The 13433-nt window shown below is 61.4% G+C and carries 7 protein-coding genes; 4 read left to right on the top strand and 3 right to left on the bottom strand.

Features of this window, described 5'->3' with window-relative positions:
* Window positions 1-4754: 4754 nt before the first annotated feature.
* Window positions 4755-6554, bottom strand: coding sequence for an ABC transporter ATP-binding protein (locus F4Y00_06270; protein MYE04558.1), 1800 nt, complete (start codon window positions 6552-6554; stop codon window positions 4755-4757).
* Between the two features lie 373 nt (window positions 6555-6927).
* Here F4Y00_06270 and F4Y00_06265 point away from each other — a divergent pair, with 373 nt between their 5' ends.
* The 4 genes from F4Y00_06265 to F4Y00_06250 all read left to right on the top strand — a co-directional run bounded on the left by F4Y00_06265 (window position 6928) and on the right by F4Y00_06250 (window position 12289).
* Window positions 6928-8418 (top strand): insulinase family protein, encoded by a 1491-nt coding sequence (locus F4Y00_06265; protein ID MYE04557.1) that lies wholly within the window; start codon window positions 6928-6930, stop codon window positions 8416-8418.
* Between the two features lies 1 nt (window position 8419).
* Window positions 8420-10627: an insulinase family protein gene (locus F4Y00_06260; GenBank protein MYE04556.1), complete on the top strand. Its 2208-nt coding sequence runs from the start codon at window positions 8420-8422 to the stop codon at window positions 10625-10627.
* 29 nt (window positions 10628-10656) lie between these two features.
* Entirely contained in the window at window positions 10657-11433 is a 777-nt protein-coding gene (gene nagB, locus F4Y00_06255) for a glucosamine-6-phosphate deaminase (GenBank protein MYE04555.1), read from the top strand.
* Window positions 11434-11530: 97 nt separating this feature from the next.
* Window positions 11531-12289 (top strand): DUF1295 domain-containing protein, encoded by a 759-nt coding sequence (locus tag F4Y00_06250; GenBank protein MYE04554.1) that lies wholly within the window; start codon window positions 11531-11533, stop codon window positions 12287-12289.
* Window positions 12290-12435: 146 nt separating this feature from the next.
* Here the strand turns inward: F4Y00_06250 and F4Y00_06245 are convergent, their stop codons facing one another.
* Window positions 12436-12663, bottom strand: coding sequence for a hypothetical protein (locus F4Y00_06245; GenBank protein ID MYE04553.1), 228 nt, complete (start codon window positions 12661-12663; stop codon window positions 12436-12438).
* Window positions 12660-13433, bottom strand: coding sequence for a response regulator transcription factor (locus tag F4Y00_06240; protein ID MYE04552.1), 774 nt, complete (start codon window positions 13431-13433; stop codon window positions 12660-12662). The genes F4Y00_06245 and F4Y00_06240 overlap by 4 nt, the downstream gene beginning before the upstream one ends.

Here is a 13433-nt window from a genome sequence, read left to right as displayed (position 1 = left end):
CTCTTGCCGCGACGGACCTTTCGTCTCCGTTGTTTACGGCGCCGCCGGGCAGCGCGGGCGCCGAGTACCACTACATCGCGAGCATGACGACCTCGGCTTCGGGCGCGCCGCGGACGGCAAGGCGAAGAGTGACGGTGAGGGTGAGAGATACGGCTTCTCTGAAGCCGCCGGATTTTATGACATGTAACGAGAAAGACTATGAAGTACATGTTGGAGATGCGGATTTTCAATTCGATTGCGTGCCCAATGGTTCTCATCCCAACGACACTTGGCGGTGGGAACCCGGATCGGCCTCGGATTTCCCTAAAGAGGTCCTGGCAGATCATATTCCCGACCGGGCAACAGAATTTTCTGCAACGGGAGAATTTTTGCATTTCGATCCCTGGTTTCTTGTTCCGGAGGTTTTTCCCGCGGATGATTTGCCCCCGGGCGTGGAGATCGCTGTCTATCAGTATGATATTTGCCTCTTTCGCGACGTCTTCGATCCGGACGTAGGGACATATCGCGATTTCGAACACGAACTGGTTACGGTGAAGGTGCATAAGGGGGAGAGGGAGCCGCCTGTCGTCACATGCAGGAATCCCGACCCGGTATACGAAGGCGCGGCCGACTTTACTCTCAACTGTTCGGTGGAGAATGAACCGTCAGACGCTACGTACTCGTGGGCGGCTCAGGGCGATACGCAGGATACGAGCCTGTTGACGAGCGGTACGGACGGTCTGACGCCCACGTTCGCCGTGCCGGACAATGTCAATGCGGACACGGACTACAAATACAAGGTGACGATGTCGGCTTCGGGCATCAACGACGTTACCGAAAACATTGTCGTTAAGGTGCTGAACAAGCCGACGCTGACGGTGTCATGCTGGCCCATCGATCCGGTGTACGAAGGCGACGAGGACTTCCGCATTGACTGCGAGGTGTCGGGCATGCGTTCCTACAACCATGTCTGGACGACTCGCGGCGACACGCCATCGAGCGCCCTTTCGCTTTTAAGCGATCCGACGATCCCGAAGCCGACGTTCCATGTGCCGGACCTTGGGGATTTGTCCGAGGATACGGACTATAAATACAGGCTGACGGTGAGCGCCGAGAATGCGGAGGACGGGACGGAGGATGTGACGGTGACGGTGCTCAACCGGGATGCGCTTGCGGTGTCGTGCGCGGATCCCGGTTCGGTGTACGAGGGATCGGATGACATTGCGTTCGATTGTGAGGCGTCGGGCGCGCCTGCGGGTTCCGCCTACGAATACGCCTGGACGACCAGGGGCGATACGCAGGATACGTCGCTTCTGAGCGCCGTGGACATTGCCTCGCCGACGTTCTACGTGCCGGACGAGGTAGCCGCGACGACGACGTACAAATACCTTTTGACGGCGAGCGCGGAGAACGCGCAAGCCGCTTCGGCGAGGGTGATGGTGACGGTGCTGAACCGCAGGGCGCTCGCCGTCGTCTGTACGGATCCTGTTCCCGTGTACGAAGGCTCGGCGAACTTCGCTCTGGATTGTTCGGCGTCGGGGGCGCCTTCGGGTTCGACCTACGACTATGCATGGGCAGCTCGGGGCAATACGCAGGATACGTCGCTTTTGATAGCCGGCACGGACGGCCCGACCCCGACGTTTTCGGTGCCGGACAACGTGGCCTCTACGACGCGGTACGAGTACCTTTTGACGGCGAGCGCGGCGAATGCGGAAGACGGTACGGCGAGAGTGACGGTGACCGTGCTGAACCGCGGGGCGCTTGCGGTATTGTGCGCGGATCCCGGTTCGGTGTACGAAGGCGCGGCGGATATCGCCTTCGACTGCTCAGCGTCGGGGGCTTCGGCGGGCACCGCCTACACATACATCTGGACGGCTCGCGGCGACACGCAGGATACGTCGCTTCTCAGCGCGACGGACATTGCTTCTCCCACGTTCTACGTGCCGGACGAGGTAGCCTCTACGACGCGGTACGAATATCTTTTGACGGCGAGCGCGGCGAATGCGCAAGACGGTTCGGCGAGGGTCACGGTGACGGTGCTGAACCGTGGCACGCTTGCGGTGACATGCGCGGATCCCGGTTCGGTATACGAAGGCTCGGACGATATTGTGTTCGACTGCGAGGCATCGGGGGCTCCTGCGGGCACCGCCTACACATACGCCTGGACGGCCCGCGGCGATACGCAGGATACGAACCTGCTCTCGGATGTGACCGCTCTGACTCCGACGTTCTACGTGCCGGCGGAGGTGGCTGCAACGACGACCTACGAGTACCTGCTGACCGTCTCGGCGGCGAATACGGAATCCGGTACGGCGAGGGTGGCGGTAACAGTGTTGAATACGGGCGCGCTTGCGGTGGCGTGCGCGGATCCGGGTTCGGTGTACGAAGGATCGGACGACATTGCGTTCGATTGCACGGCTTCGGGCGCGCCTGCAGGTTCCGCCTACGACTACGCCTGGACGGCCAGTGGCGGCACGCAGGATACGGGGCTTTTGAGTGCGACGGACATTGCTTCGCCGACCTTCCTTGTTCCCGACGACGTAACTTCGACGACGACGTACGAATACCTGCTTACCGTTAGTGCGGAGAATGCGGAAGACGGTACGGCAGAGGTGTCGGTGACGGTGCTCGACAAGCCTGCGCTTGCGGTGACCTGCGCGGATCCCGGTTCAGTGTACGAAGGCACGGACGACATTGCGTTCGACTGTTCGGCGTCGGGGGCGCCTGCGGGCTCTGCCTACGAATACACCTGGACAGCCAGTGGTGATACGCAGGATACGGGGCTTTTGAGCGCGGCGGACATAGCTTCCCCCACGTTCTACGTGCCGGACGAGGTAGCCGCGACGACGATGTACGAATACCTGCTTACGGTCAGTGCGGAGAATGCGGAAGACGGTACGGCCGAGGTCACGGTGACGGTGCTCGACAAGCCTGCGCTTGCGGTGACATGCGCGGATCCCGGTTCGGTGTACGAAGGATCGGACGACATTGCGTTCGATTGCACGGCTACGGAGGCGCCTGCGGGTTCCGCGTATGAATACGCCTGGACGGCCAGTGGCGATACACAGGATACGTCGCTACTGAGCGCTTCGGACGTTGCCTCGCCGATCTTCTACGTGCCGGCGGAGGTAGACGAAGACGAGACGTACGAATACCTGCTTACGGTGAGCGCGGAGAACGCAGAAGACGGCGCCGCGGAGGTTGCGGTGACTGTGCTGAACAGGATACAGACGCCCGAACCCGAGCCTGTTTCGCCTCCCGCGGAAGAGCCTCCCGAGCCTACTTCTCCTCCTCTGGCATCGTCTTCCCCGGCACGGGAGCCCTCCGATCCGACGGCGCTTGGCGTAACGGTAAGCGCCTCGCCCCTGCGTTTCGGGGTGCAGTCGGCCGATACCGAGGTGTCCCTCGATCCGATGACCGATGGCATATCGACCTACGTATCGGGTCCGTACCACGCGGGCCGCATGACGCTTTCGCCGGGCGGCGGCCAAGCGACGGGCGAGAACGGAGAGATGACCTTGTCCATCGAACTGACCTCTCCGGTCGTGCTCCGGCGCGAGGGGGGCATCGAGGCAGCTTCGCTCGTGCTTACCCCCACATGGTCGTATGCGGAGTCGTGCGAGCAGCTTTCGTCCCAGACGGTAGGCAGTCTGTACACGGAGATGACGCTCTCGGAGGATGCCTGCCGGCTGCTTCGCTTCGGAGGCGAGATCGACCTTACGGGGGCGCCATCGGGTCAGTATGCGGGGAATATGGATCTCATTCTCCGTTCGGGCGAGCGCGAGGAGACGCACACTGTGGAAGTGGGCATCACCGTTGTTCCTTCGCAGCGTGTGATTACGATCGGTCCGGGCGGAGTGCGTTTCAGCACGTCGCGCGCCCTGCCCGTTGCGTTGACCGAGGAGCAGAACCTGAGCATCTATCCCGACGTGGCGTTTTTGACCAGGGAGCAGCCTCACGGAGTGTTCGAGCTGTCGAACCCGTCGCTTGTGCCGCTGGAGGTCACGGTGTCGGCCCGTTTCGGGTATACGGAGGCGACGGAGACAGGCCGCGAGGTGGTGGTAGAGGATGTTGCAGATTCCGATCTGGGCGATTTGTCCGAGGTGGTGGACATTCATCCGGGCGTGCTGGTGCTGATGCCCGGCGAGAAGGGTTTCATCCGGTACGGGATGAAGGAAGGGGCGCATGCGGCTATGTCGGGGCAGGGATACGCTGCGTTCTTCGATGTCGTGTCCGTTCCGCGCCGGTACGCGGATATGGACCGTATGCCTGAGGAGGTTACCGGGGACCGTACGGCTCGCGTGACGATGCGCGTACCGGGAGTGTATGTACCCAGGGAAGGGGCATCGCAGCTACGCGCTCGGCTGTCGTCGATCTCGTATGTAGGTTCCTTGTCCGCGACATTCCTGTTGGAGACGGCGGATCATCCGTTTGCGGGCGAGGTGGTTGCGTACGACGGAGACGGTCGTGAGTTGGGCCGCACCGAGATATTGGTCTACACGCGCAGCCGGGTGAGCATTCCGTTGGACCGCCTGCCTGAGGAGGGGGCGGTGTTTTTGCGTTTTTCGCCGAGGGGATCGGGCCGGACGCCTTTACCTGCGTCCGTTGAATGGAATGCGCCGGCACGGGACATAGGCGCCGCGGAGGAAGAAGGCCGCACGACGCCCCCGGCAACGCTTGCACGGAAACCCTGATGTATCGCCCGGCGGTTGCCGCTATCGTGGAATAGCCTGTAAAACGGCCAATGTTTGCCCGCAAGCGTAAGGCGCCGCCCCCTACAACTCCGCAATCTCCTGCTCCAGCAACTGCTTCCGGTACAGGTCCGCATACAACCCTTCGCGGCGCAGCAGTTCTTCGTGCGATCCCCGCTCGGAAATAATCCCGTCTTCCAGCACCAGAATGAGATCGGCGTCCATCACCGAAGAAATACGGTGACTCACGATGACGACCGTGCAGGAGCCGTAGTACCGGCGCAAATGCCCCAGCAATTCGCTCTCCGTGTTCGTATCCACTGCCGAAAGCGCATCGTCCAGAATCAGAATGGCGGGCCGGCGAATGAGCGCCCGCGCAATGGAAGCCCGCTGTTTCTGCCCGCCGGAAAGCGTGATGCCCCGTTCCCCCACGAGCGTTTCGAATCCTTCCGGGAAGTCGCGCACATTCTCCAGCAGCGCCGCTTCTCTGGCGGCTTCTTCGATGCGCTCTTCACCCGCGCCCTGCGCCCCGAAGGCGATGTTGTTTCCTACCGTGTCGCTGAAAAGGAACACATCCTGGGGGACATACCCGATTGATGAACGAACCACATCCAGCGGAATGTGCCGGATAGGCCGGTCGTCGATGCGCACCGTCCCCCGCGTGGCTTCCAGCAGCCGGGGAATCATCTCGATGAGCGTCGTCTTCCCGGAACCCGTGCGCCCCACCACGGCCAGCGTGGTGCCGGCGGGCGCATCGAACGACACGTCCCGCAGCACCCAGGGTCCCTCTTCTCCGTAGCGGAAAGAGACATTGTCGAACCGGATCGTGCCGCGAATCTCCCGAACGGACGCGACCATTTCTTCCGTATCGGCGATGTCCGGCTCCGTGTCGAAAATGCGGTTCAGCCGGATCATCGAAGCGGATGCCCGCTGGATCATCGTAACCACGAAGCCCATCGAGGCCACCGGCCAGGTCATATACGCCACATAGATCATGTATTCGGCGATGTTGCCGATGGTGATGGAACCCTCGGCGACCAGCCGCCCGCCCAGCCAGATCACGATGATGCCCGCCATCCCCACCAGCAGCAGAAACACGGGCCGGAATCCCGCATCGACCACGGCCAGATCGAGATTCCGCTGGCGGTAGGCCGCGCTTTCCTCTTCGAACGCTTTGGCCTCGGAGTCTTCCCGCGTATAGGCTTTCAGGACGCGGATTCCCGCGAGCGCCTCCTGCACCCGGCTGGTGAGCCGGGAATACTGCGCCTGGAGCGCATCGCTGCGGCGGTGCTGCATGCTTGCCATGAAGAAGACCGCCACCGCCAGGAAAGGCATGGGAATCAGCGCATACAGGGTGAGCGTCGGCGAAATAATGAACATCACCGTCATGGCCGTGACAATGACCACCCCCGCGCGCACGATATACATGATGGCCGGGCCGATGTAGCGCCGCACGCTCTCGATGTCGCTCGTGGCGCGGGCCATCACGTCTCCCGTCGAATAGGTGTGATAGAATCCCTGCGACAGCCGCTGCAACTGATCGTACAGCGCATTGCGCAGATCGAACTCGATATGCCGCGAGGCCACGACCACCGTCTGCCGCTGCAGGAACGAGAAGGTGCCGCTCAGCAGGCTCAACGCAATGATGATCAGACCGAACGCCAGCAATCCCACGAAGAAGCTCGCATACAGGTAACCCCGGACCGGCGTCCCCTCGTACACGTGGTACAGGTTCACCAGGCGCGGAATGCTATCGACCGCGATGCGCACCACGATAGGCACCGTGACGGAAAACCCGGCGGATACGATGGCGCACAGCAATCCCGGAATGAAGAGATGCTTGTACTTCCAGTAGTACTTATTTAGATCGGCGAGCGGACCCATGCGCCTTGGTACGTCCTTGCGGGCGGTGCGGTTCGCGCGGTGGGCAGAACCTGAAAAATGAAACAGGGGGGTGCTGCGCCCGCATCCCTTGCCGCCTGTCAGGACGCGATTTCTCCCCTCCGAATTCACCCGGAAACCCAAACTTTGACGAAATCGTACCGTATGCCCCATATTATTGTGTCCGCACTGTCCGGCGTTCTGAGCAGTTCTATCCCCCGCCGGGGATCCGGATCAACGCGAACCACCCACCCACGCCTCCATCATTCATCCGCCATTACCTATGAGCGCCCGTACCATTCTGGTCATCTTTTTCCTTATTCTCGCCTGTATGCTCCCCGTGTACATGGCGCCCGCGCAAGAGCAGGAATCGGACCTGCTCGCCCGCTTCGAAGAGCGCGTCACGGAGTTTACCCTCGACAACGGGTTGCGCTTCATCGTGATCGAACGCCACGACGCCCCCGTCGCCACGTTCTATACCTATGCCGACGTAGGGTCGGTGGATGAGGTCAAGGGCATTACGGGGCTTGCGCACATGTTCGAGCACATGGCCTTCAAGGGGACCTCCACCATCGGCTCGACGGATTATGCCGCGGAACAGGTCGCCCTCGACAAGGTGGATGCCGCCTACGACATGCTCAAGACCGAGCAGCACAAGGGCCTCCACGCCGACCCCGACAAAATCGCCGAGCTGGAAGCGGCATTCGCTGCGGCCCGCGACGAAGCGCAGACCTACAGCACCCCCGAATTCGAGGAGGCGCTTGAGCGCAACGGAGGCACGGGGCTCAACGCAACCACCGCGAACGACCGCACGGATTATTTCGTGAGCCTGCCGGTCAATCAGACCGAACTCTGGTTTTCTCTGGAGTCGGAACGCTTTCTGGACCCTGTCCTGCGGGAGTTCTACATCGAACGCGACGTGGTGGCCGAGGAGCGCCGCATGCGCACCGAGAGCAATCCCTTCGGACGTCTGCTCGAAGAGTTCTGGACCACCGCGTTCAAGGCCCATCCGTACGGCGAGCCCGGCATCGGCCATATGTCGGATATCCAGTCCTACACGCGGGCCGAGGCCATAGATTTCTTCCATAAATTCTACAACCCCGCCAACCTGATCGTGGCGATCGCCGGAGATGTGAATCCGGACGAAATCCGTACGCTGGCCGAAATCTATTTCGGGAGGCTTCCCGAAGGCGACCGGCCCGATCCCGTGGAAACGGTCGAACCCCCGCAGATTGCCGAACGGCGCGTCGTGATCGAGGAGCAGAGCCAGCCGATCGTCATCGCCGGATGGCACAAGGGCAGCGTGAATCATCCCGATCAGGCCGTGTACGACATCCTGGAACGCATCCTCAGCGACGGGCGGACCAGCCGTCTGTACCGGGAGGTCGTCGAAGACAAACAGATCGCCCTGCAGGCGCAGGCGCTGAACGGTTTCCCCGGCATGAACAAGTATCCGCACCTGTTCCTGATCTACGCAGTGATCAATCAGGGGCATACGCCGGAAGCGTTCGAAGAGGCGGCGTATGCGATCCTCGAGGACATCGGGGAGCACGGTGTCACGGAGGAAGAAATCGAACGGGCGAAAACGCAGGCCCGCGCCCAGTTGGTGCGCCAGTTGCAGTCGAACACCGGGCTGACCGTGCTCTTTTCCTATCACGAGGCGGTGACCGGCGACTGGAGCGACATTTTCACCTATCTCGATGAGATCGAGCAGGTCTCCGGCGAGGATATCCAGCGCGTAATTGGAGAAACCTTTACGAAGTCCAACCGGACCGTTGCGATGATCAGCACCACGACGCCCGATATGGAGGAAATGGAAGACGAAGAGGCTATGGAAGAAGACATGGACGAGGAGGCCTCGAACTGACATGCGACTGCACACGAATCACCCGACCACACCCTTTCCCGGAACCCCCGTTTCAAGCACCCAATCCCGTGACGCCATGACACGCTCTGTGTATCGGATTCTGACCGCCTGCATCGTTGCCGCCCTGTGCACGCTGCCCGCCTTCGCGCAATCCCATTATGCGGATATCGACACGCCGCCGCTTCCCGAATTCGACATTCCGGAACCGGAGCAGGTAACGCTTCCCAACGGCATGATCGTCTTTCTCATCGAGAATCATGAATTGCCGCTCATCTCCATGTCGGCGCGCGTGGGCGCGGGCGCGGTCTACGAACCGGCCGGCAAGGTCGGTCTGGCCTCCATCGCCGGCCAGGTCATGCGCACCGGCGGCACGGAAAACGTGGACGCCGACGCCCTGAACCTCCGGCTGGAAAACATGGGCGCCCAGATCGAAGCTTCGATCGGGACGGTTTCGGGCCAGGTGTTCATGTCCTCCCTGACCGAGACGGTGGATGAGGTGCTGCCGCTTTTCGCCGATGTGGTCATGCATCCCGCGTTTCCCCAGGACAAGATAGACCTGGCGAAAACCCAGGCGAAATCAGGCATTTCACGGCGCAACGACGAGGCCCAGTCCATCGTGAACCGCGAATTCGACAAGTTGGTGTACGGAGCCGATTCCCCGTACGCGCGGCATACCGAGTACGCGACCATCGACGCCATCGAACGCCAGGATCTGATCGATTTTCACGGAGAGTATTTCCTCCCGAACAACACTATTCTCGGCGTATGGGGGGATTTCGATACGGCCGAGATGGTGGCGAAGCTCGAAAGCGCCTTTGCCGCATGGCAAGCGCAGGAGGATTTCGTGCGTCCGACGCAGCCGATCCCCGATACGGGGTCCGAGTACGGGGTGTACTATGCGCCCAAGGCGGATGTGACGCAGAGCACCATACTGATGGGGCACCCGGGCGAGATCACCATGAATCACCCGGACTATTTTGCGGTCACGGTGATGAACCAGGTGCTGAGCGGGTTTACCGGGCGCTTGTTCCAGAACGTGCGCGACGACAAGGGCCTCGCCTACGCGGTCTTCGGCGCCTACACCGCCAATTTCGAGCGGCCCGGGCAGTTCTATGCGGGCATCATGACCAAGTCGGAATCGACGGTGGACGGGACGGAAGCCGTGCGCGAGGAAATCGAAAAGATGCGCGCCGCGCCTCCGTCCGAGGAAGAACTCCAACTGGCGAAGGACAACTACCTGAACAGTTTCGTCTTCAATTTCGATACGCGCCAGGAGATCGTGAATCGCATGATGACCTATGCGTACTACGATTATCCGCTGGATTTTCTGAATCAGGTGCGGGAAGGCGTGCAGGCCGTTGATGCGAGCGAGGTGCACCGCGTGGCGCAGAAGTACCTCCGTCCGGACGATATGAAGATCATCGCCGTCGGCAACGGGGATGATTTCGGGCGCCCGCTTACCGATCTCGGCGAGGTGGAAACGATAGACATTACCATTCCTACAGGTCTGGAGCCGGCCCCCGAGGCCACCGAGGAAACCCTTTCGGAAGGGCAGGAACTCTTTGAGAAAGCCGTGGATACGCTCGGCGGGCGAGAAGCCTTTGCGGCCATCAAAACCTTGCGTCAGGCTCTTACGACGGCAGGGTCCACCCCTGATGGCCAGCAGTTCGAGGTGGAGATGATGCAGTATGTGGCCTATCCGGATCGGGTGCGCTTGGAAATGAACCAGCCGGGCCTGGGACCGATCACTATCGTGGTGAACGGGGACGACATAATGCTTGATACGCCCCAGGGCGTGATGCCTGCGCCGCCAATGGTAAGCGAACCGATCAAAGCGCAAATAGATCGCGACATCATTTCCATACTGGGCCGCGACGATCTCACGGTGCAGCATCTGGGGCTGGAAGAACTCGAGGGGGGGCAGACAGTGGATGTGCTTTCCATTACGGTACCCGGCATGGCGAATCCCATCCAGTTGCTGCTTGATCCGGATACGCACGAACCGGTCGGGGTGCGGTATAGCGAGGGGCCCGTGCAGGCGCTCGCGCTCATCACAGAAATGCAGGAGGTCGGGGGCGTCCGGCTTCCAAGCAGGCTTGAAACCTATATGGATGGCGCTCCGGCAGGTTCTACGGAACTGGAGACCGAGATCAACGTCGAGCTCCCGGATCACCTCTTTGAACTCGAGGCGTCCACCGGGTCGTTTTAACGGGGTCTTAACGACGTTTTCAGGCTCCCATGCTGGTCGAAATACTTCCGGATTATGACGCCCTCAGCGAGCGGGCGGCCCGGCTTGTCTCCGAAGAGATACGCCGTTGCTCGTTACGTACAGGGCGCGCGGTTCTCGGCTGCGCGACGGGGAGTACGCCGATCGGTCTGTACCAGCGCCTGGTTGCAGGCGATGGGGAAGAAGGCCCGGATTTCTCCAGGGTCACCACGTTCAATCTCGACGAGTACGTGGGGCTGTCTCGCGAGCACCCGCAGAGCTACTGGCGTTTCATGCGGGAGCATCTTTTCGATCACGTAGGCATCGCCGACGACCGGATTCATATTCCGGACGGAATGGCCGACGATCTGGACGCCGCCTGCGCCGCGTACGAGCAAAGTATCGAGGAGGCCGGGGGCATCGATCTGCAGATTCTCGGTATCGGGTCCAATGCACACCTTGCGTTCAATGAGCCGGGCTCCTCGCTCGGATCCCGCACGCGCGTCCAGACGCTGACCGCGAAAACGCTGGCCGACAATGCCCGTTTTTTCGGCGAGGGGGAAACGCAGCCCCGCACGGCCGTCACGATGGGACTCGGCACCATCATGGAGGCGCGCAAACTCCTGATGCTGGCGAGCGGAACGGGCAAGGCCGCCGCCGTCCGCGATGCCTTGGAGGGTCCCGTGACCGCCCTGTGTCCGGCTTCCGTGCTGCAGATGCACCCCCATGCCCACATTCTGCTGGACGAAGCGGCTGCCTCCGCGCTTGCATACCGGCATCGCGACGGCATCGCCGAGCCGAAGCAGTAAGAAGGGCGGGGCAGGCCAACGACAGGATTTCCGGGGCCTTCGTGCTCCGGCCTCATGGAAGCCGGCGTGAATAGCAAGTCGGGAGGCATCGTAACGAATGACCGAGGCAACACTGCACAACACGCTCGTGTGGGCCGTTTTCGCCCTGGCGGTCCTGACCTTCGCGAGCCTCCTGCGCTTCAGGGCCCCCTACGGACGCCACTATGACGGCAAGGGCTGGGGACCGGCCGTTCCGAACAAGCTCGGCTGGATCGTGATGGAATTTCCGGCTCCGGTGCTTTTCGCCTGCATCTACGCATTGGGACAGGCCGCGGGCAAGACGATTCCCCTGATACTGCTCGGCATATGGCAGTGCCACTATCTGAATCGGACCTTCGTGTATCCCCTTCGCACGCGAACTTCCGGCAAGAGGATGCCGGTGATCGTCGTACTGAGCGGGTTCGTATTCAACGTGCTCAATGCGTACATCAACGCCCGGTTCATCTCACACCTTGGCGAGTACGGCGCCGAGTGGCTCACCGACCCCCGGTTCGTCGCCGGCATCGTGATCTTCTTGGGCGGATTCGCCCTCAACCTCCAATCTGACAACATCCTCCTGAGGCTGCGAAAGGACGGCGGGGGCTACGCAATCCCCCGGGGCGGCGGCTTCCGCTACGTCTCCTGCCCGAATTACCTCGGCGAAATTCTTGAATGGGGCGGCTGGGCGCTGGCCACGTGGTCCACAGCCGGGCTCGCGTTCTTCGTGTATGCGGTGGCCAACCTCGGCCCGCGCGCGTTCAGCAACCACCAGTGGTACCGGGACCGGTTCGACGACTACCCCGCCGATCGCAAGGCGCTGATTCCGGGGGTGCTATGAAATGTCGTGCGGGACGCGCTGAACGCTGATCTCGCAAATCCATAGCGGCCATACGGAGTACGGTTTCCGCAGGGAGGACGGCGGGATCGCCCGGCATGAATTTCCGGACCTCGGCTGCCGCACGGAAGTCCGGGGTAACGGCGGGTTTACGGTATGAACCGCAGGGCGGCGAACAGCATGCCGGAGGCTGCGAAAACCGTTCCGACTATCCAGCGCACAAGGCGGGCTTCGAGCGTGCTTATTTCAGCGTGCACAAAATCTTTCGTGGCAACGTCTCCTTGTCGGGTTCCCATAGCGTGTGCAATCGCTTCGGCGTGGGACCTTTCGATGCCTGCTTCGGAAAGATCGCGGGCGATGGAAAGGGTGTTGATCATGGCGTTTTCGGGTGGCTTAAGGTTAGTATACCGTTTTCGGCGTTCTGTTTCACGTTTTCCGCATGGCGCGGGCGCTGCACGAACCGGTACCCTATGCCGTACACGGTCTTGATCCACGTCGGGTCTTCGGGGTCGGGTTCGATTTTCTTGCGGAGCGCCGAAACATGCCGGTCGATGGTCCGCGTCGACACGTCGAACGGAATGCCCCATACGTTGCGCAAAATCTGTCCCCGGCTGACGGTCCGGCCCCGGTGTTCGATAAAATACCGGAGTATATCGAACTCTTTGGCGGTGAGTCGAACGACATCGCCGTTGCGGTGGGCCGTGTGACTGCTGAAATTCACATGCAGCTCCCCGAAATCGTAGATATCCAACGGGTGTTCGGCCGGCAGGCTGCTGCGCCGGAGCATGGCCTTTACCCGGGCCGCGAGCTCCTCCATGTGAAACGGTTTCGTGACGTAATCGTCTGCGCCGATATCGAACGCCCGCAGCTTGTCGTTGGCGTTTGACCGAAACGTCAGCATGATGATCGGAGTGGTGACGCCGGCGAGCCGGGCCTGGCGCAAGACATCGAACCCGTTCCTTCGCGGCATCGCGGTTTCGAGCAGTACGATGTCGTATGAAGGGGTCCCGGTCAGGAGATCGAGGCCCTGCTCACCGTCCCGGACCCCGGTTACGGCATATCCCTGCCGTTCGAAGATGCTGCACAGGTTCATAGACGTTTTTACGTCGCCGTCGACGATCAACATGCGCGCAGAGGCGTTATTCAT

This window comes from Bacteroidetes bacterium SB0662_bin_6 (assembly GCA_009839485.1).
Classification (GTDB): domain Bacteria; phylum Bacteroidota; class Rhodothermia; order Rhodothermales; family VXPQ01; genus VXPQ01.
Note: the sequence above shows the minus strand (reverse complement) of the source record. Positions and strands in the feature narration are given on the sequence as shown.